This window comes from Posidoniimonas corsicana, assembly GCF_007859765.1.
Classification (GTDB): Bacteria; Planctomycetota; Planctomycetia; order Pirellulales; family Lacipirellulaceae; genus Posidoniimonas; species Posidoniimonas corsicana.
This window is the reverse complement of sequence record NZ_SIHJ01000001.1, coordinates 265,576-284,621: the sequence shown is the minus strand read 5'-3', so window position 1 is coordinate 284,621 and position 19,046 is coordinate 265,576. Positions and strand designations below refer to the sequence as shown.

Annotated in this window: 17 protein-coding genes; all 17 read left to right on the top strand. The window is 68.5% G+C overall.

The genetic code is table 11. The annotated features are described in order from the left end of the window. Nucleotides 1-306: a hypothetical protein gene (locus KOR34_RS01070; protein ID WP_146561411.1), complete on the top strand. Its 306-nt coding sequence runs from the start codon at nt 1-3 to the stop codon at nt 304-306. Further along, on the top strand, nt 306-1,952 hold the full coding sequence (locus KOR34_RS01065) for a phage portal protein (RefSeq protein ID WP_146561409.1): 1,647 nt from the start codon (nt 306-308) through the stop codon (nt 1,950-1,952). The genes KOR34_RS01070 and KOR34_RS01065 overlap by 1 nt, the downstream gene beginning before the upstream one ends. After that, nucleotides 1,945-3,243 carry a S49 family peptidase gene (locus tag KOR34_RS01060; protein ID WP_146561407.1) on the top strand — a complete coding sequence of 433 codons (1,299 nt, stop codon included), beginning with the start codon at nt 1,945-1,947 and terminating at the stop codon, nt 3,241-3,243. Before KOR34_RS01065 ends, KOR34_RS01060 begins: the two co-directional genes overlap by 8 nt. Before the next feature lie 52 nt (nt 3,244-3,295). After that, nucleotides 3,296-3,664 carry a hypothetical protein gene (locus KOR34_RS01055; RefSeq protein WP_146561405.1) on the top strand — a complete coding sequence of 123 codons (369 nt, stop codon included), beginning with the start codon at nt 3,296-3,298 and terminating at the stop codon, nt 3,662-3,664. Nucleotides 3,665-3,733: 69 nt separating this feature from the next. Beyond that, nucleotides 3,734-4,732, top strand: coding sequence for a hypothetical protein (locus tag KOR34_RS01050; protein WP_146561403.1), 999 nt, complete (start codon nt 3,734-3,736; stop codon nt 4,730-4,732). A gap of 128 nt (nt 4,733-4,860) precedes the next feature. Continuing rightward, nucleotides 4,861-5,289, top strand: coding sequence for a hypothetical protein (locus KOR34_RS01045; protein WP_146561402.1), 429 nt, complete (start codon nt 4,861-4,863; stop codon nt 5,287-5,289). 17 nt (nt 5,290-5,306) lie between these two features. Continuing rightward, nucleotides 5,307-5,864 carry a hypothetical protein gene (locus KOR34_RS01040; protein WP_146561400.1) on the top strand — a complete coding sequence of 186 codons (558 nt, stop codon included), beginning with the start codon at nt 5,307-5,309 and terminating at the stop codon, nt 5,862-5,864. Nucleotides 5,865-5,894: 30 nt separating this feature from the next. Further along, nucleotides 5,895-6,374 carry a hypothetical protein gene (locus KOR34_RS01035; protein WP_146561398.1) on the top strand — a complete coding sequence of 160 codons (480 nt, stop codon included), beginning with the start codon at nt 5,895-5,897 and terminating at the stop codon, nt 6,372-6,374. Nucleotides 6,375-6,397: 23 nt separating this feature from the next. Beyond that, a complete protein-coding gene (locus KOR34_RS01030) occupies nt 6,398-7,357 on the top strand; it encodes a hypothetical protein (RefSeq protein WP_146561396.1) in 960 nt (319 codons plus the stop codon). Between the two features lie 13 nt (nt 7,358-7,370). Then, nucleotides 7,371-7,685, top strand: coding sequence for a hypothetical protein (locus KOR34_RS01025; RefSeq protein ID WP_146561395.1), 315 nt, complete (start codon nt 7,371-7,373; stop codon nt 7,683-7,685). Nucleotides 7,686-7,694: 9 nt separating this feature from the next. Then, nucleotides 7,695-8,486, top strand: coding sequence for a hypothetical protein (locus KOR34_RS01020; RefSeq protein ID WP_146561393.1), 792 nt, complete (start codon nt 7,695-7,697; stop codon nt 8,484-8,486). Nucleotides 8,487-8,564: 78 nt separating this feature from the next. Continuing rightward, nucleotides 8,565-10,196, top strand: coding sequence for a phage tail tape measure protein (locus tag KOR34_RS01015; RefSeq protein ID WP_146561391.1), 1,632 nt, complete (start codon nt 8,565-8,567; stop codon nt 10,194-10,196). Continuing rightward, complete coding sequence (locus tag KOR34_RS01010; protein WP_146561388.1) at nt 10,193-11,014, top strand: hypothetical protein; 822 nt, start codon at nt 10,193-10,195, stop codon at nt 11,012-11,014. Before KOR34_RS01015 ends, KOR34_RS01010 begins: the two co-directional genes overlap by 4 nt. Then, nucleotides 11,011-12,513: a hypothetical protein gene (locus KOR34_RS01005; protein ID WP_146561386.1), complete on the top strand. Its 1,503-nt coding sequence runs from the start codon at nt 11,011-11,013 to the stop codon at nt 12,511-12,513. The genes KOR34_RS01010 and KOR34_RS01005 overlap by 4 nt, the downstream gene beginning before the upstream one ends. A 5-nt stretch (nt 12,514-12,518) precedes the next feature. Continuing rightward, entirely contained in the window at nt 12,519-14,219 is a 1,701-nt protein-coding gene (locus KOR34_RS01000) for a hypothetical protein (RefSeq protein ID WP_146561384.1), read from the top strand. Nucleotides 14,220-14,744: 525 nt separating this feature from the next. Further along, nucleotides 14,745-17,624, top strand: coding sequence for a right-handed parallel beta-helix repeat-containing protein (locus KOR34_RS00995; RefSeq protein WP_146561382.1), 2,880 nt, complete (start codon nt 14,745-14,747; stop codon nt 17,622-17,624). Continuing rightward, nucleotides 17,624-18,745, top strand: coding sequence for a TIGR03032 family protein (locus KOR34_RS00990; RefSeq protein ID WP_146561380.1), 1,122 nt, complete (start codon nt 17,624-17,626; stop codon nt 18,743-18,745). Before KOR34_RS00995 ends, KOR34_RS00990 begins: the two co-directional genes overlap by 1 nt. The last annotated feature ends 301 nt before the right edge of the window (nt 18,746-19,046 follow it).

Below are 19,046 nucleotides of genomic sequence, written 5' to 3'. Positions count from 1 at the left end.
ATGGCGACCCGGCTGCACGACTTCACCGGCGACGTATCCGACGAGCGACTCTGGCAGATCGCCCGCGAGTCGGCGCGCTACGACCTGCTGAACGACCAGGTCATGGCCCAGAACTACATCGCGGCCGCCCGAATGCTGCTGCTGCCGGCGATCGCCGAGGTCGAAGAGAACGGCGACCGCCTGTCGCAGGACCTGCGGGTGCTGCAGGAGAACCTCGCGGAGGCCGTCGCCTGGCTGAGCCTTGAGCAGGCGTGCGTCGCCCCGCCCATTAGCTATCTGCCCGCCGACAACTGGCGAGACTCCTAGTGCCCCGCACGCTGACCCCGTCGACGTCCGCCACCCGAGCGCTTAGCAGCGCGCACGGGGAGCAGTGCGACTACCGGGCGAGCAAGCGGCAGACCAAGCTGCGGCCCAAGCCCCGGGGCATCAGCTCACAGGGCTCCGGCGCCGACTGGCACTTCCGCAACCAGAGCGACCACCTGTGGGTGGGCGAGCTGGGCCGCGAGTACGACCGCAACACGCCGATCGGCTCGCGGCTCTTGGACGTGCTGGTCAAGAACGTGACGCAGCGGGGGTTCGACTACCACCCCAACACGGGCGACGCCAAGTTCGACGCGGAGGCCAAGCAGTACATCGACGAGCTGCTGGCCGACCCCAAGCGGATCGACGTGCAGGGTCAGTACACGTTCGCCCAGCTCACGCGGATGGTGCTGCGCGACACGTACGCGGCGGGCGACGCGTTCGGCGTGTTCACCGCCGACGGGCCGCTGGCGACCCGCGAGGCGCATGAGTGCCGCCAGCCCCGCATCCGCGGCGTCAAGCACAGGAACAACGTGCTGGGCGTGGAGCTGGACGAGGACCGCCGCCGCGTCGGCTACCACTTCACCCACAGCCCGATCAGCCCGCTGAGCCCGTCGGTCAAGCACGAGGACCTGTACTTCGTCGAGGCGGAGAGCATCGACGGCGACTGGAAGACGCCCAACGTGCTGCACCTCCGCGACCCCAAGCGGGTGACGCAGACCCGCGGCGTGTCGATCTTCGCGCCGATCTTCGATTACCTCGGCATGTTCGAGGACCAGCAGTTCCAGCAGCTGGTCAAGCAGCAGCTGGCCAACATGTTCCTGCTCAAGCGGCAGCGTGACGTCGACTTCAACCCCAAGATGCTGGGCAAGCGGCTCCGCAGCGGCGTGGAGTCCGACCAGGAGACCGAGGTCGCCCGGCTGCTGGAGGAGCTGTACCCGGGCGCCGAGCTGCAGGGCCTGCCGGGCGAGCAGATCGACCTCTTGAGCGCCAACATCCCGGCCAACGAGTGGTTCGACCACATGCGGCTGGTGCTGCGGATCATGGGCGTGGCGCTGGGCGTGCCGTACGTGCTGATCATGCTCGACACGGCCGACACCAACTTCCACGGCTACCGCGGCGCGCTGGTGGAGGCCCGCGAGGCGTTCCGCGACGCGCAGGGCTGGCTGGCCGGCATGTGGCACACGCCGGTGGTCGAGCACTACCTGCACCGCTGGGCGGACGAGGACGCGTCGGTCGCCCGCTACCGCGAGCGGACCTACCGCGAGGCCCGCCGCCGCCGGCCCAAGGCGGACCGGTTCAACTTCCTGCGGCACAGCTGGACGCTGCCGGGCTGGCCGGCGGTCGACGCGCTGAAGGACGCGCAGGCCAACGCCGTCGGGCTGGCGACCGGCGTGATGGACCGCGACACGATCGCCCGCCAGCTGGACCGCACCGGCGAGGAGCAGGCCCGCCGCGTGGTCACCGGCAACCGCGACTACTGGATGCTGGGCGTCCAGCAGGCGATCGCGGACCTGGCGAGCATCGGCCAGAAGGACGCCCCGCTGGAGGTGATCGAGCGGTGGGCCAGCCGCTACGCCCCGGGCCCGATCGGCGACCGGACCCAGATCACGATGAGCGCCGACCCGGCGCAGGAGGCCGCCGATGCCTGACGCCGCCCAGGAGCTTGCCGCGACGCAGCAGGCGCTCGCCCGATTCAACCGCGACGTGCTGTGCGTCGAGCACGACGCGCTGGTGAAGCACGTCACCAACGCGGCCCTGCTCGGGTTCTCGTTCGAAGGGCCCGACGAGCTGCGGGTCGAGCAGCGGAACGGCGTCGCCACGTTCCACGTGGAGGGCGTGATGGTCCCCGAGGCGGAGTGGCCGGGCGAGGTCGGCACGGCCGAGCTGGCCGCCGCGCTCCGCGCCGCCGCGGCCGACGAGCAGATCCAGATCGGGGTGCTGCTGCTCAACTCGCCGGGCGGGACGGTCGCCGGGCACGCGGACCTGATGGCCGCCGCGCGGGAGTTCGCCGCCGCCAAGCCGCTCACCGCGCACGCCGACGGGCTGTGCTGCAGCGCCGCCTACTGGCTGGCGACCACGGCCGAGAAGCTAACCGCGTCGGCCGGGTCCATCATCGGATCGATCGGCGTGTACGCCCGCTTGGACGACAGCAGCAAGCTGTACGAGAAGCTGGGCGTGGAGCCCGTCGAGATCACCACCGGGCCGCTCAAGGGGATCGGCTACCCCGGTCTGCCGGTCACCGCGGAGCAGAGGGCTCACCTGCGGGAGCGGGTCGAGTTCATCTTCGCCGCGTTCCGGGGCGACGTCGCCGCGTTCCGCGGCCTGTCGGGCGCGGCGCTGGCCGAGGTGGCCAACGGCGGCAGCTGGTACGCGGAGCAGGCGCTCGCCGCCCGGCTGCACGACGGCGTGCAAAGCAAGTCAACCAACCCCGCCGGCAACGACTCGGCGACCCTTTCTTCCCCCGAGGAGCCAGCCATGGCAGATCAAGCAACCCCGCAGGCGGCCGAGCCGAAGCCGGCCAGCACCGCGGAACTCAAGAAGACGTTCCCGAAGTCGACCGCCGAGTGGCGCGAGGAGCAGACCGAGGCGGGCGCGACGATGGCCGACGCCGCGGTCGCCTACGCGCAGTTCCAGGAGGAGCAGGCCGAGCAGGCCCGCCAGGAGCGGGACGAGGCCAAGGCGGAAGCGGAGAAGGCCGCCGAGCAGGCGCAGCAGCCCGCCCAGAAGACCGAGCCCGCCAAGAGCGGCCGCGGCGCGTCGCTGCCCAAGGGAAGCCCGGGCGAAGCGGCCGACGCCGACACGCCGACCGACTTCCGCGCCGTCGCCCGCACGCTGGCCAAAGAAAAAGGCATTACCTACCGCGAGGCGTGCCGCCGCGTGCAGCGCGAGCACGGCGAGGAGGCGCGGCGGCAGTTCATCCGCGGTGTGCTGCCGGGCTAGCGGCCGCTCGCTCCCTTCCCCAACCAAACCGACTGAATCAGGAACCCCACCGATGCCCAAGCTGCAGCAGAACGACACGAACCGGGTCGTGCCGCACGCGTTCACCGCGGACGGCGCGTACCCGCCCAACACCCGGATGAAGATGTCGGCCACGTTCGGCGTGTTGACCGCCGCCGGCGACGAGGACTGGATCGGCACGCTGGTGCGGCGGACCAAGGCGGCCGGCGACGCCGCCACGCTGATCGCCAAGCACGGCTACGACGTGTTCGTCGCCGGCGGCGCGATCGCCCCCGGGGCGAGTGTGACCTCGACCGCGGGCGGCAAGGTGGTGACCGGCACGGGGGGCGCCGTCGACCCGGGCGTCGCGCTGACCGAGGCGGCCGGCGACCTGGACCACGTGCTGGTGCTCCGCACCGCGTAGCGGCTGACTCACCCCACCCGACCGGGGCGACGGACGCCCCGCACGAACTAAGACAAGGAGACCCCGGCCATGGCCGCCAACCCCGTCAACGCGGACTTCGACGTCCGCGAGGACCTGTCGCTGACGATCGAGGAGTTCGACCTCGAGATGAACAAGGCCGGCTACGTCGGCCACCGCCTGCTGCCGCCGATGCCCAAGGACAAGAAGGCGGGCAAGGTGCCGCGTCTGCCTTTGGAAGAGACGATGCAGGACATCGACGTGAACCGCAACCCGGACGGGTCGTTCAAGCTGATGACGCTGGAGTACTCCAGCGACTCGTACGACACGCAGTCCAAGGGCCTCGAGTCGCAGATCGACGACGAGACGCTCGAGCGGTACGACGACCTGACCGACGCGGAGGCGCGCGTCAGCCGGTTGATCGAGGAGTGCATCCTGCGGGCGTTCGAGATCGACGTGGTCAGCTATTTCACGACCCCGGCGAACTACGCCGCGTCGCGGACCACCGGCGGGCTGACCAGCTGGCTCAACGCCGCCAGCGCGGCGCCGTACGCGAACATCGACGCGGAGCGGGAGGCGTTCTTCCTGGACTTCGGTAAGGAGCCCAACGCGTTGTTCCTGGCGCGGTCGGACATGCGGGCGGCGCTCAACGCCGACGACACGCTCGGCCGGATCAAGAACCAGAACTTCCAGGACGCCCGCCCCGGTTCGCTGAACGCCAACGCGGCCAACCTGGCGCAGGCGCTGGACATCCCGGAGGTGATCGTCGCCAACTCGCTGAAGAACACCGGCAACACGCGCAACCTGTCGCGGATCTGGCCGGTGGGCGTCGCGGTGATGGCGTACATCGCCCAGACCGACGACCCGGCGGAGGTCTGCCTGGGCCGCTCCCCGGTGTGGTCGCCGATGGGCGTGGTGGACGGCGACCGGATCGGCGTCTGGGCGGAGAGCTACGAGAAGCCGGAGGTGGCCGGCAGCCGCGTGCGGCGCCGCGCCAACTGGGGCAGGAAGATCTGGCACCCCGAGGCGGCCCGCCTGATCCTGATCCACGGCCAGGCCAACCCCGACTGATCGTAGCGGAGTTGGCGGCGCCGAGGAGCAAACGTCCCCCGCACCCCATCGCCGCCCGCCGCCCTCCGGCTGCCGCCGCCGGACCGGCGGCGGGCGTGCGGTTGGGGTCCAACCGAAATGACCAACCAGTGCCGAGCCTGTTCCGCCACCTGATGCGTCGCCACGGCGCCCCGCTGATGCGTCACGCGATGGCGGAACGCGACGAGCAGGGCCGCGTTGACCTGACGGCGGCAGACTACATAGATCCGCGCGGGGCGCGACGGCGGCTGGCGGTCGCGCTGGGGCCGGAGCGCGTCGTGGAGGCGTTCGAGTCGGAGCAGGGGGACGTCGAGACCTACACCACCAAGCAGCGGACCCGCACGCTCAGGCTGTGGCACGGCGCCGAGGCGGGGCGGCTGCCCGGCCGCGTGGAGTTGGAGGGCGTGTTCGAGTTCACCGCGACCGAGCCGGCGGAAGCGTGGGCGGTCGAGGAGATCACCGCGGCCGACTCGGCAGCGACGCGGCTGGTGATCGTGTTCACCCAAGAGATCAACCGTGGGCGCTCCGGCGTCCAGTAGCAAGAGCGTGACCTACGATGCCCACCGTCACCGCCGGAACCAACTGTTGGACCAGGGCGCAGGATGCGGTCGCCGCCGGGCTCGCCAGCCTGCCGGCGTTTCAGTCGCTCACCGAAACCACCGACGCGGCGGCGGCGGCGGAGAAGATCTTCCTGGACTACTGGCCGTCTGCGTGGGACGGCGAGGCGATCACCCGGCAACAGGCGGAGTCGTTCCTGGGCGGCGCGATGGTGAAGCCTACCGACGACCACCCCTACCGGCACGCGATCGTCAACGGCCGCGCGATGGGCGCCGGCCGGATGCAGGTCAAGATTGTGCGGCTGGTCAGAAAGAACGACGAGATCCTCCGCGACGAGAACGACCGCGTCGCCCGCAACTGGATCGGGGACCTCGTGAAGGAGTTCTGCGTGTGGTGCGAGGTGAACCAGGGCCGCGGCTGGCTCGGCACGGTGAGCGTGGAGTACGGCCCCAACCACCGGCCGCGGAAGCTGCAGCACTCGGCCGGGCACGTGTACGAGGCGATGCTGTCGTTCGACTGGGGCCACCCGGACCTGCGGAGGGCGGGCGGAGGATGATGATTGACCAGGCTGTCGGTAAGCGTCGAGATGAGAGGCACGCCCACGGTCCGGCCGCGGCAGTGGAACCAGGCCCTGCGCGCGGCGGGCGAGGACGTCGGCGTCTACTGGCATATCCACTACCGCCCCAAGCGGTTCAGCGAGCAGGCGTATTCCGAGTACGGCGCCCGGAAGCGGAGCCGGCCCTACCGCCGCAAGAAGGTCGCCGAGAAGGGTCACAACCGGCCGCTGGACTACAGCGGCGAGGCGCGGCGGGACTCGCAGCAGCGGAAGGTCGGCGCGGCGGTCCGCCGGCGGGGCGGCTTGGAGGTCTGGATTCGCGGGCCCCGCAAGCTGAACTACCGGCCCCGGACCAAGGGTCGCCGCCGGCCGATCGACATGCGGTCGGAGTGGCGGGCGTGGAGCCCCCGCGAGCGGGTCAAGCTGCAGAAGGTGCTGCGTCAGCGGATCGTCTACCACCTGCGGCGGATCGGATCGAACCAACGCGTTACCGTGCGTCTTAACGCCTAACCAACACACCCAGTGAGCCGGCCATGAGCCACGTCAACGACCGCATCCGCCTGACTACCGCTAGCGACCCGGTCGACATCGGTCTGGTGACCGCGATCCGTTCGCAGCTGAACAGCCAGCTCACCGCGCCCGCCACCGGCGCCGCGTACGACCGTGCGCGGCGGGTGGTCCGGCAGGAGCCGACGGTCAGCTTCACGACCGAGGCGATCAAGCAGGCGCTCGACCTGGTGGGGCTGCAGGGGCTCTGCTTCGACGCGGACGACGCCGGCACGACCCACAAGGAGTTCCGCTACCTGGCGAACCGGCTGGAGATGTGCGGGACGGAGGGCCGCGCCGACGACGACGTGCACCTGGCGGGCGTCTCTCAACGGGGCCTGGTGCTGCTCGACCAGCTGCAGCTCTCGCCCGACCAGGCGGCGACGCTGTCGCTCACCTCCCACCTGCTGACCAACGCGACCGGCGACGCCCCGCTGGCGCAGGCGTACGACCAGGCGCTGGCGGCCGCGATCAACCTGACGCAGAACCCGGACGCCGAGAAGGCGTTCGCCTTCTACGGGTTCACCCTGCTCGACGCCGCGCTCGCCGAGGTCACGAGCGTCTCGATCCAGTTCAACTACGAACCGCTCGAGAAGCCGCGGGAGCCCAACGGCACGATCTGGCCATCGAAGGCGCGGGTTGGCAAGTACCGGCAGACGATCGACGTTAACTTGTCCGACCCTTCGGTCCTGGATTCGATCGTCGCCAGCATCGGCGAGCCGGTCACGCAGGCGGACACCGAGCTGCAGCTGGTGCAGATCGACCCGGACGGGCACTGGGTCGACCCGGCGAGCAGCGCCCACATCAAGATCCCGATCGCCGGCAAGGTCTATGTCGGTTCCGCCTACCAGGCGGACGGCGAGGGGACCAGCACGTCGGACATCACGATCGAGACCGCCAGCGGCGCCGCGCCGCTCCTGCTCCAGACCGGCGTGGCGCTGACCTAACCCCGAGGACCTCATGCCTGAGTCCCAGTATTCGATTGCGGTGGCCGAGCGCTGCCGGTTTGTGTTCCAGTCCCACGCGCGGGCCGTGGTGTACCTGGAAGAGCTGGCGCCCGACGAGGTGGAGGCGTTCGCGGCGCTGGCTGTCGAGAAGCCGGCCGACCAGGCGGGCCAGCCGCCGACCTTGGAGCTGGCAGCGGACGCGTCCCCCCGCTTCCGCAAGATCTGGCGGGCCCACCTGGAGCGCCTCAAGGGCACGGACGACACCGATGCGCTGAAGCCGGAGCCGGCCGAAGAGCCGCCGGCGGCCAGCATCCGAACTGAGGAGTAGCCTAGTCGCATGGCAGGCTTCCTGTACTTCGCCAAGGGCTGGCGTCAGCCCGTCACGCGCAGGCTCGCCGAGGAGTGGGGCCTGGGGTACGCATGCGAAAACGAGCCGGTCGACGCGGAGTGCAACCACCCGGAGCTCGGCCGGGGCCGGCTGTTTACCGACCTGAAGCGGCAGGACGCGCGGGCGTTGATCGCCCGGGGTCGGCCGCGGCAGGTGTGGTCGCTCCACAGCCCGGCGACGGGCGACACGCGACCCGAGCTGCACGTTGGCTGCTGGTCGGACGCTCCGCCCCAGCCGTCGAACCTGCTGCGCTCGACGGCGTTGCCAGGCCATGAGGTGGAGCTGGGCGACGGCCTCGGTTGGGTCGCGCCCGTGGCCCTGCAGTGGGACGCTGCCTTGTCGGCGCACACCGCCGCGCTGCCGCGGGGCGCCGTCTACGACCCGGTCGCCGCCCAGTGGGGCCCTGGCAAAGTCGACCCGCGGTACGAGCCGCTGTGGCAGATCGCCACGCGGTTTGACGAGTGGATGCGGCGCGAGAACCAGCGGGGCCGCGATGCGTTGGGGGAGCAGCTGGGGCCGGCGGAGGAGTTGGAGGTCACGCTCTCGAAGGCCGAGGCGCTGAGCGACGCCACAGCAGCGCTCGGCTTCAACTACCTGGCGGGCCCCGTCGAGGCGTCCGTGCTGGGGTGGTTCGCCCGCGACAGCCAGGTGGCGCTGCGGGTGCTGGAGGCGGTGGTCGACTGGCCGTCGCTGCTGGCGATGGTCAAAAAAAAAGAGGCGACCGGTACTGGCGGTGGCTGACGTGGGCGCGGGGCCTGTCCCCGTGGTTCCGGCCGTCGGTCGCCGACCTGGTGTTGCTTGAAAACGTGAGGCTCTGACATGGCTCGCGGCGACGGCATCAACTTCCGGATCGGCGGCGACGCGTCGGGCGCGCTCAGCGAGAACGAGAAGCTGCGCCGCTCGCAGGACGAGACGAACAACGAGTTCGCGAAGGCCGCCAAGGTCTCGAGCGCCGCCGCCAACCGCATCATCCGCGACATCGAGACGCAGCAGCAGCGGTTCAAGCGACTGCGGAGCGAGATCTACCGCGGCTGGGACCAGAACAAGCTTTCGACCGAGCAGTACGGCAAGGCGATCCGCAAGCTGGAGCAGGACTACAAGCAGAACGAGGGGCAGTTCAAGAAGTTCGCCGGGTCGACCACCGACGGCATGGACGAGATGGAGGACTCGGCTAACCGCTTCGGCGATGCGATCGCCGGGTGGGGGCCGCGGCTGCTGGCGGCGGTCAGTTTCATGTCGACGATCCGGCAGGGCTACCAGGAGATCGAGTCCTCGATCCGCAAGAGCGGCGAGGGCGTGCTGGAGAGCCGGGCAAGCATCGGCCAGCTGCGGCAGCTGGCGGACTCGCAGGCCGAGTTCGACCAGCTCAAGGGCGCCGCGAACCGGCTGTACCTGTCGGGCGCGACCGAGACCAAGGGCGAGGCGGCGGGCGCGGTGTTCTCGCTCAGCTCCGCCGGCCTCTTGAACGAGGAGGCGGAGGCGCTGTTCCTGCAGCTGGGCGCCCGCGGCGTCGTGCCGGACCTGGGGACCTTCGCGCGGGCGATCCGCACGCAGCTGGCGGCGTTCGGCCGCGACGAGACGGGCGACGCGGTGCAGATCGCTAGCAAGGCGTTCGCCGCGTCGGCCTACTCGCCGGCCAGCGTCGAGGAGCTGCTGGAGGCGGCGTCGCTGCCGGGCGGCACCGCGCGGGCGCTGGGGATCTCCGACGAGGAGACGCTGGCGGCGACGGCGCTGCTGGCGACCTCCACCGGATCGGCCAGCGTTGGCGCCACGGCGCTGCGGTCGTTCTTGTCGTCGACGGCGCAGGTGGAGGAGTTCGAGGGCAAGTCGATCACCGAGCGGGTGCGGCTGCTCAAGAGCAAGAACCTGTCGGTGGCGGACCTGCTGAAGTCGCCCAGCCAGGGCGGGCTGGGCCGCAAGGAGGCGGTCCGCGCGTACACCGACCTGGAGAACCAGCTGCCGCTGCTGCAGCAGGTGCTGGGGAGCGTCAACCGGGCCAACTTCGACCGCTCGGCCATCGACCGCAAGACGCGGTTCGTCGACCCGCTGGGCGAGGCGGCGCGGCTGAAGCGGTCGGCCGACGCGCAGGCGTCGCTGGAGACGGAGTCGCTGGCCGCGCGGCGGCTGATCACCGACGGCGTCTACCAAAGAGGCGTGGCAGAGTTTTCGAACACAATGCCCAGCCCCGTCGCGGCGACGGGGGTGGGTCTCTCGAATATGGTGCTGGGGCTGGGCGCCGCGATGTACGGGCAGACCGGTCGCGAGGGGTTCTTCAGCGACTCAATGAACCGACCCGAGGCTGACGCGATCGAGGCCCTCAAGCGGATGCCGGACCTGATCGAGAAGCAGACCGCCGCCATGGAGAAGCTGCTGGGCGAGCAGCTGTCCGAACAGAAGCAAACGAAGGACGAGCTCAAGAAGAAGGAGGGCCTCTCGGTCACGAACGAATGAGCGCGGTCGCTACCCTAGAACTGATCAACGATTCCGAGGAGGCGCCGTCGCGGACCTACTGGGTGGAGGACGACGCGGACCCGGGCGGCGCCACAGTGAGCGAGTCGGCCGCGATGGCGGCCGTGCTGGCGGTCGCCCCGGCCAGCATCGACGGCGCCTACGCCGGGCCGCTCTCGCGCCAGCAGATCAACGACCACTACTGGCGGGTCTCGCTGAGCTACTCCCGGCGGCTGCGGTACCTGACCCCGCTGCAGGCGGCGACCGAGATCCGGGGCTTCCAGTTCCGCGCGAAGCCGAAGCGGTACGAGGTCGGGGCGCCGGTTGCAAAGGCGCCGTCGGTTGCGCCGGACCTGCCCGACGACCTGGTCGGCTTCGACTGGCAGGGCTCGGAGTACGTGCACCGCGGCGTGCTGGTGACGCCCCCGTCGATCGCGGACACGGTGCGGTTCATCATCCCCAACACGGCGTGGACCGGGACCTACATCTCGCTGATCCAGGCGATGTGCGTCGACCCGGGGGCGTGGAACAGCGCCCCGTTCCAGGGCAGGCCGGCGGGGTCGGTCTGCCTGGTGGCCGCGTCAATCCAGCAACGCGACGACGCCAGCTACGCCGCGCAGCTCGGCTTCGGCTACGACGCCGGGTTCAGCTACACGTTCCTGGGCGACACGCTCAACCTGCAGGGCGGCGACCAGTTGCAGCTGATCAAGCGGACCAAGACGGTCACCGTCGCCTCCCGCAAGCTGGTGGTCCCCAACGTGCGGGCCGCGTACCAGCTGCGGCTGCCCCCGCGGGCCGACCTCAACAACCTGATCTTATGAGCGACCTCCCGGAATTCGAGATCGGCGAGAAGCTGCAAGGGTTCCCCGGGCGGCGCATGAAGCAGCTCGTCGCGGCGGTGTCCGAGGCGCTGCAGGAATCGGGCGACTGGCGCGAGGCGTGGATCTCCCGGACGCAGACGCTGCTGTCGCCGCATCAGCAGACGGTGAAGGTGATCAGCCACCACGCCGGCGCGCTCGAGCCGTTCTCGGTGCTGGGGTTCGACGGCCTGCCCGACGGCGTGGCGGACCTGGACGAGGCGGTCGACCGGTCGCGGGCAATGCTGCTGGAGGGCGGCACGCCGGCCGCTTCGCACGGCCAGCGGATGCTGGTGCTGCAGGACGGCGCCGAACAGGGCGACGTGGTGGAGGCGTGCTTCGGCGGGCTGACGCTCGCGCGGGTGAACGTCACCGACGCGGACCACACGCACGCGGGCCTGGCGGCCGGCGACGCGACGCGGCTGGCCAGCGGGTCGGCCGGGGCGGAGATCTGGTGGAGAGAGACCGCGTCGACGGGCGAGCAGTGGTGCCTGGTAGTGCTTGGCGGGGGTGGCGCCGGCGACGCCGAGGGCGGCGCGGCCGATCATTCGCACCACCACTGCGTGGTCTGCACGCCGCTCACCGCGGCGGCCTACGCGAGCGGCGCCGAGAAGGTGGTGCCCGGCGAGGGGAAGGCGGTGCTGTGCGGCGAATGGGACGGCGAGGGCTACCCGCTGAGCTACCAGAACGGCGGCGCCGCCACGCTGGTTGGTTCCGACAGCGACACCGGCGAGACCAACGCGCTGACGCTCACGCTGCCCGACAACCTCGAGGAGGGCGACTTGGCGGTGCTGTTCGCCTGGGGGTGGGACGATAGTTCGGGGACCTACGTCGACGATATCGACACGGTCGCCGGCGACTGGGTGCGTCTCCGCGAGGAGGGGGGCGGGACCGATCAGCCGTGGGTTGAGGTGTGGATCGCCGAGGTGGACGAGGGCGACAGCCTGAACAACCTGGGCGTCGACTTCGCGCTCACCGAGAAGAACGGCGCCGCGGTGGCCGTCTACCGCGGAGTCCGCAAGACGGGCGGCGTCGCGGGCTTCACCAACAGCAACACGTCGCCGCAGACCACCGCCGAGTTCGACAACGCGCTGGTGGTGCGCTGCGCGGTCCGCACGGAGGTCGACGGCGACTTCAGCGACACCGGCGCCGGCGACACGCTGTTCGACCTGGACGACGAGCTGAGCGGGCTGCAGGCGACCGACTTCTACGCCACCACCAAGACGCAGGCCACGGCGGGTCTAACCGGGGCGGAGAGCTGGGCCCACGACGACGGGATTATCCGCGGGCTGGTCACCTTCACGCTGGAAGCGGAAAACCGGATCGACATCCAGAACCCGTCCCACGCGGCCCTGGACCTCGCGGAGGGGCGGGGGCTGATGGGTCGGTTGACGCTCAAGGACGGCGTCTACGTGCTCGAATCGCGGGACTGCGCCGGCGATAGTTTTTCCTTTGACGGGTAGGTGCGATGAGTTTCGGGTTCACGTTCCGCTGCTGCTGCCGCGGCTGGTACGACCTCTACGCGGCGCTGACCGACGGGTGGGGCGAGGGCCGCAACCAGTTCTCGCGGATGAGCGGGAGCGACGACGTCGCCTACGCGAGCAACTCGCGCTACAACACCGAGCCGGTCTGGTCGGTTCCGCTTACTAATCCCTCCGCCGATCCGTCCGACGTGTTCTGGGTGCGGTCCTGCCACGACGGCGTGAAGGAGGTCGTGTGGGTGGTGTACGAGGTCGACGGGGACTGGTGTCTGGCGATGCTGGACGCGAATGAGCAAAAGGAGCTCGGCGCGTGGCTGGCGTCCGAGAACACGCACCCGGCCTTCGGCGACTACATCTCGGGAAGCGGAGGCGGCGTCCATACCGTTTCCCACTCGGTCCCGGTCAACCGGGGCGTCGACACGACCGAACGCGTCTCGTTGTTCAACCACCTCACCGCCCGGGTGCAGCTCGCCTACAGCTGGACTGCGCTGCAGCCGAGTTGGAAAACGGCCGTGTCGACGGCCCGGCAGGTGGGCGTCCTGCACGGCTTCGACTTCCACGAGGACCTGCGGTCGGTCGAGTTCTCGGAGGCGGGGGTCGGCGTGGTCGACATCAACAGCGTGTTCCCCGGCTACTCCAGCGGCGGCCATGCCTGGACCGACGCGCCGTGCCCGCAGTCGGCCGACCCGAACAACGGCGAGCGGGTCGCGGGCGTCAAGGTGGAGTGGGCGAACCTCGACTACAGCTACACCGGGCCGCACGCCGACGAGTTCGGCGGCTTCGGGACGCACTACAAGGTCGACGGCTCGGCCGACATCACGATCTCGATCGTGCGGGGGACGCTGGGCGGCAGCGCGTTCGAGATGGAGGAGGACGCGGCCGATTCGGTGCTGGAGTCGTGGAGCTACTCGCACGCGTTCGAGAACCTCCGCCTGCGCAGCATCAGCGGCATCGCGACCGCCGTGAAGGACGCGTTCTTTGGGGACGAGTACTTTCACAACGGCTACCCGCCGAACACGCCCTCGACCGACACGCCCCCGCCCGGAATCCGCTCGCCGACCGTGACCGGGTTCGCCGAGAACGCGGCCGGCGGCTACGTGCTGCTGTACAAGCCGCCCAGCCTCGGCCTGGCGACCAACACCGAGACGAACCCTGCGATCCGCCTGAGCGTCAACGGGACCGAGCACCACGCGGACATCGACGACTGCGACGTGAGCCACGACGGCGTCGACTACGAAGGGATGGAGCTGACGGACTTCCACGCGGTCTACCGGACCGTGAGCAGCTTCCCCGACGACACGGGCGACCGGATCGCATACATCGCCAATTACTATGGCCCCACGCCGGGGGCGAGCAGTGGCTTCGTGACGCGGCTGCTGCTGATGCTAGACGACGATTTGAGCATCCTCCGCGGCTACGTGACGGACACGCACAGCTCACTCCCGCGTCCGCTCGAGATGCTCTACCGGCCGAGCGACGCCTACGCGTACGTCCGCCGCCCGGAGGGGTCGTCGGACTCGCTCTACTACCGCTACCGGATGCTGCGGTTGGACAACGCCTTCGAGCGGCATTGCGCCGACGAACCGGTCGACCGTGAGCCGCTGGACCACAACAACCAAGCGGACATCGTGAAGCACACGGCGCTGGATGGGCTGACGCCGCCGCTAAGGGAGGGCGAACTGGTGTAGGGGCGGTTGGGAGTTGGGTGGGACGGTGCGGCCGGTTGTTGTTTACATCTTCGCTACCTTGCTGAGGTGAGTTGCACTGCGCGGCGTTGGAAAGCTCCGTAGCTGACAGCGGTTGTGACAACCTCAGCGAGCTCGCTGCCGCTCTCCGGCGCAGCGGCCGATGCAACCGAAGCAGGTGGATGGCTTCCAATCCTTATGGCGGCCGCCTGGCATCGCAACCGGTTCAAAGTAGGCGTTGACAAGTTGTTCCGAGCCGATGCTGCCTGGCCTTCGGTGTAGGGAAATCGCCCTCAATCTAGCTTCAATCAACGGATAGGTTCGGCCCACCTGACCCGGCGGATTGGGCCTTGGTGTCGCAGGGGGCTGCTGCGATCAAGAGAGATCGCCCCCAATCAGGTGGAAAATTCGGCTCGCCGTAACTACACTCGGTAGTGGTGCGTAGGGACCTCCCGGCGGGGTCTGAGGGTGCGCGTTTCTGTCCGGAGAGGGTTTTCTGTGGTTCATCCGTCTAATAAGGCGCGGTCCGTGCGCACACGTTCTCGCACGTCTGACTCCCGCACGCTCCGCGTCGAGCCGCTCGAAGACCGTCGGATGCTGGCCGTCTTTACGGTCGATAATCTCAACGACACCGGCGCCGGCAGCTTGCGCGATGCGATCACCATGGCCAACGGCTCGGTGGGGCTCGACACGGTCATCTTCGACTCAGCCGTGTTTGCCAGCGCACAGACGATCGCGATCGCCTCGCAATTGCCGACCATCACCGACGATCTGACGATCACCGGCCCAGGGGCCGACCTGCTTACGATCGACGCGGGCGGCGGCGGCAACGGCATTGGCGACCTGAACGGGTACAGGCATTTCGAAATCGACAACGGCGTTAACGGCGCCGATTTGTCAGTCACGATCAGCGGAATGAAGCTCACCGGGGGCGATCTGGGCGACGGCGGCGCAATCCGCAGCCGTGAGAATGTGCTGCTTAGCGGGCTGACGATCGACGGCAACGCTTCCAATTTTGGCGGAGCCATCAATCACCGAGAAGGCACGTTCACGATCAAGAACAGCACACTGTCGAACAACCAAGTCAATAGAAATGGAGGTGCGATCGAAAATGGTGGCGAACTGGTCATCATCGATAGCACACTCTCCGGCAACACTGCCGACGTCAACGGCTCCGGCGGGGCCATTACTAACTACGGCCCCACTGGCGGCAATGCCGGCCTCGTCATTCGCAACAGCACCATCACCGGCAACTCGTCTAGCGGCTTAGGAGATGGAATCTTCACCTCCAACGGCTACGGCTCCGCAACGGTTCAACTAGACCACACGATTGTGGACAACGAGGTGTGGTGGCTTAGCGGTACGCTTACCGGCAACTACAACTTGTTCTCCGGAGCCAACCCTGGCATCGTGGGGGCGAACAACCTGTTCAACAGCAACCCGCTGCTCGGACGCCTGGCCGACAACGGCGGCCCGACGCAGACGCACGCCCTGCTGCCCGGCAGTCCGGCGATCAATGCGGGGGACCCTGCTATCAACAGCGGCACAGACCAGCGCGGACTCGACCGCGTGCAACTAGGCCGCGTCGACATCGGCGCCTACGAGTGGCAGACGGTGCTCCCCGCGCAGGGGCTTGAAGTTTCGACCACGAACGATCTCATCGACGGTGACTTCACCGTGGGGAATCTGTCGCTCCGCGAAGCGATCGCCATCGCCATCGCCACCGATTTACCGGGGGGCAACACGAATCCCGGCGACGATATAATCACGTTCGATCCGGATGTGTTCACGGGGGGCGCGAATAGCGTCATCCGGCTTAGGGGCGCGGAGCTACAAATCACCGAGACGCTCACGATCGACGCGTCGAGCGCCACCGACGTGGTGATCACCGCCGACGCGGCGGGCGACGACACGCTGGTGCCCGGCACGTTCCTCACCGACGTAGCCGCCAGCGGCATAGGACTGTTGGACGACAACTCGCGGGTGTTCAACTTCTCCGCCACGACGGGCGACCTGACGCTCACCGGCCTGACGCTCACCGGCGGACGCGCCACGGGATCAGGCGGTGGTATCCGCTTCAACGGCAGCGGAACGCTCGCGCTCATCGAGAGCACCCTCAGCGGCAACACAAGCCATTTCGACGGCGGCGGCATCTACACGCGTGCTGGCGGGGTGACGCTAACCAGCAGCACCCTCAGCGGCAACACAACCGGCTACAACGGCCGCGGCGGCGGCATTTACGCCGGGTACGGCGAGGTGACGCTAACCAACAGCACCCTCAGCGGCAACAAATGCGATTTCTACGGAGGCGGCATCTTCAATTTTTTTGGCGGGGTGACGCTAACCAGCAGCACCCTCAGCGGCAACACAAGCAATAACCGCGGCGGCGGCATCTTGACGCTTGCTGGCGGGGTGACGCTAAACAGCAGCACCCTCAGCGGCAACGCAAGCCGTTTCAACGGCGGCGGCATCTACACTTTTGAGGGCGCGGTGACGCTAACCAGCAGCACCGTCACGAACAATCAGGCATCTCAGGGGGCTGGTGGAGGTGTTTTCGTCAGCGATACCGGCACGAATCCCGCCATCACCGTGCAGAACTCAATCATCGCCGGCAACACCGACAGTGGCGCGGCGCCCGACCTGCGACCCGACCCAGGCAGCCCGGTATCGATCGACCACAGCCTGATCGGCGCGGCGGGCAGCGTGTTCGACCCGCTGCTCGGCCCGCTGGCCGACAACGGCGGACCGACGCAGACGCACGCCTTACTGCCCGGCAGTCCGGCGATCAACGCGGGTGATCCGGCCCTGGCCAGTGGATTTGACCAACGCGGCGCGCCCTTCTTGCGTGACGATGGGGCGGGCGTCGACATCGGGGCGTTCGAATTGCAGGGCGTCCCCAACTTTCCCGACGGCGACTACAACTACGACGGCGTCGCCGACGCGGCCGACTATACCGTGTGGCGCGACACGCTCGGCAGCACCACTGACCTCCGCGCCAACGGCGACAATACGGGCGCCAGCGCCGGCAAGATAGACCGAGCCGACTACCTCTTGTGGCGCGCCAACTACGGCAACACGACTGTGCCGACGACGCCCGCCCCGGCGCCCGCCCCGACGCCGGTCTCGGCGCCGGTCGCGGCAGCCGGCGAGCAACCCGCGGCCGAAGCGGCCTTCGCCCAGTGGTTTGCCCCAACCGCAACGGCCGTGACGAGCGAAGACGACACGCCGGTTGCGACGCTGCCCGCTGAGCCTGGCAAGGACGGTAGTCTACTGCTCTTGGCCCTAGATCGGCCGACCTCAGCAACCGATGATTGGGATGAGACCATTGATCGGTTGGCCGAACAGAACGAACCCGAACCAGCAGGCGAAGAACTCGCGACCCTGGGCGTAGTGTTCGGGGAGTTCTGATGAGCGGAGTCGAACCCACGGCCGCCGAGCCCACGCCCAATCCGCTCCGCAGCGTGCACACGACCAGTTTCCCGGAGCTGCTTCAGCAGCTCGGCGCATCGGTCTTGGTGACGACTTACCAAGCTGGCAAATTAGTTGTGCTGCGCGAAGATGCGGGCATCTTGAACACGCACTTCCGCAACCTCAACAAGCCGATGGGCCTGGCCCGTGACGGCGGCAAGCTGGCCATCGGTTGCAGCATCGACATCTGGGAGTTCCACAACGTCCCGGCCGTGTGCGCGAAGCTCGACAAGTCGGACGATTACCCCAGCGTGCAAGCGCAGCACGACGCGTGCTACCTGCCGCGACGCAGCCACTGCACGGGCGACGTGCAGATCCACGAGATGGCGTTCGTGGACGGCGAACTCGTGTTCGTCAACACGGCGTTCAGTTGCCTCGCGGTGCGGAGCGACGAGAACAGCTTCGAGGCGGTCTGGCGACCCGGGTTTACCAACCAGCTCGCCCCGGGTGACCACTGCCACCTGAACGGTCTGGCGGTCCGGGACGGCCGAGCGAAGTACGTCACGGCCCAGGGCGAGACCAACGAGCCAGGCGGCTGGCGTGAGAACAAGCGGGACGGCGGCCTGCTGATTGACGTCGATTCGAAAGAGATCCTCGCCCGCGGCCTGTCGATGCCGCACTCGCCCCGGTGGTACAACGGCAAGCTCTGGGTGCTCGAAAGCGGCGAGGGGACGATCGGCACGGTTGACCTCGACACCGGTAGGTACCATCCGATCGCCCAGTTCCCCGGTTTCACCCGCGGCCTGAGCTTCCTCGGACCGCTAGCCTTCATCGGCCTCTCGCAAGTCCGTGAGTCGGCCATCTTCAGCGGAATCCCCCTCGTCGAACGATTGAAGGAAGCCGAAGAACGCACCTGCGGCGTCTGGGTGCTCAACACCGAGACCGGCGAGACCCTCGGCTTCTGCCGATTCGAAGAAGGCGTGCAAGAGGTCTTTGCCGTGGAGGTCCTGCCCGGCGTGCGTTTCCCGGACCTGGTGAACCACGACCCAGAGACCGTCGGCCACAGCTACGTGCTGAGCGATGCGGCATTGACAGACGTGCCCGACGAACTGCGGAAATGACCGGGTCTAGGCCAGCGGCAAGTCGCGTCGGTTGGACCAGCCGCTCGGAGTTGCACCGAAGGCGAACTCGCAGCGGTTTGCCCAACCTCCGTCGCTAGAGCGAGCCTTCAATTGCAGTCGGTGTACACCACCTCTGCGAATTCGAGACAGCGGCTTCGGACCCTCGGCTTAGGTCCCTGATTCTTATCGCAGGGGTCGCAGCGCCGGTCTGTGCAGCTCGTGCATCGGCTTTCGAACGGGCAAACAGGCCACCCCAATCGCTAGCGTGCCCGCGCAGAAAATGTGCACATATTGTGGGTTG

What these genes read in the sequence shown, in the direction of transcription:
- KOR34_RS01060 (WP_146561407.1), top strand. Translation starts at nt 1,945, where the DNA reads ATGCCTGACGCCGCCCAGGAGCTTGCCGCGACGCAGCAGGCGCTCGCC.
- KOR34_RS00990 (WP_146561380.1), top strand. Translation starts at nt 17,624, where the DNA reads ATGAGCGGAGTCGAACCCACGGCCGCCGAGCCCACGCCCAATCCGCTC.
- KOR34_RS01015 (WP_146561391.1), top strand. Translation starts at nt 8,565, where the DNA reads ATGGCTCGCGGCGACGGCATCAACTTCCGGATCGGCGGCGACGCGTCG.
- KOR34_RS01035 (WP_146561398.1), top strand. Translation starts at nt 5,895, where the DNA reads ATGAGAGGCACGCCCACGGTCCGGCCGCGGCAGTGGAACCAGGCCCTG.
- KOR34_RS01000 (WP_146561384.1), top strand. Translation starts at nt 12,519, where the DNA reads ATGAGTTTCGGGTTCACGTTCCGCTGCTGCTGCCGCGGCTGGTACGAC.
- KOR34_RS01070 (WP_146561411.1), top strand. Translation starts at nt 1, where the DNA reads ATGGCGACCCGGCTGCACGACTTCACCGGCGACGTATCCGACGAGCGA.
- KOR34_RS01040 (WP_146561400.1), top strand. Translation starts at nt 5,307, where the DNA reads ATGCCCACCGTCACCGCCGGAACCAACTGTTGGACCAGGGCGCAGGAT.
- KOR34_RS01055 (WP_146561405.1), top strand. Translation starts at nt 3,296, where the DNA reads ATGCCCAAGCTGCAGCAGAACGACACGAACCGGGTCGTGCCGCACGCG.
- KOR34_RS01050 (WP_146561403.1), top strand. Translation starts at nt 3,734, where the DNA reads ATGGCCGCCAACCCCGTCAACGCGGACTTCGACGTCCGCGAGGACCTG.
- KOR34_RS01025 (WP_146561395.1), top strand. Translation starts at nt 7,371, where the DNA reads ATGCCTGAGTCCCAGTATTCGATTGCGGTGGCCGAGCGCTGCCGGTTT.
- KOR34_RS01020 (WP_146561393.1), top strand. Translation starts at nt 7,695, where the DNA reads ATGGCAGGCTTCCTGTACTTCGCCAAGGGCTGGCGTCAGCCCGTCACG.
- KOR34_RS01010 (WP_146561388.1), top strand. Translation starts at nt 10,193, where the DNA reads ATGAGCGCGGTCGCTACCCTAGAACTGATCAACGATTCCGAGGAGGCG.
- KOR34_RS01005 (WP_146561386.1), top strand. Translation starts at nt 11,011, where the DNA reads ATGAGCGACCTCCCGGAATTCGAGATCGGCGAGAAGCTGCAAGGGTTC.
- KOR34_RS01030 (WP_146561396.1), top strand. Translation starts at nt 6,398, where the DNA reads ATGAGCCACGTCAACGACCGCATCCGCCTGACTACCGCTAGCGACCCG.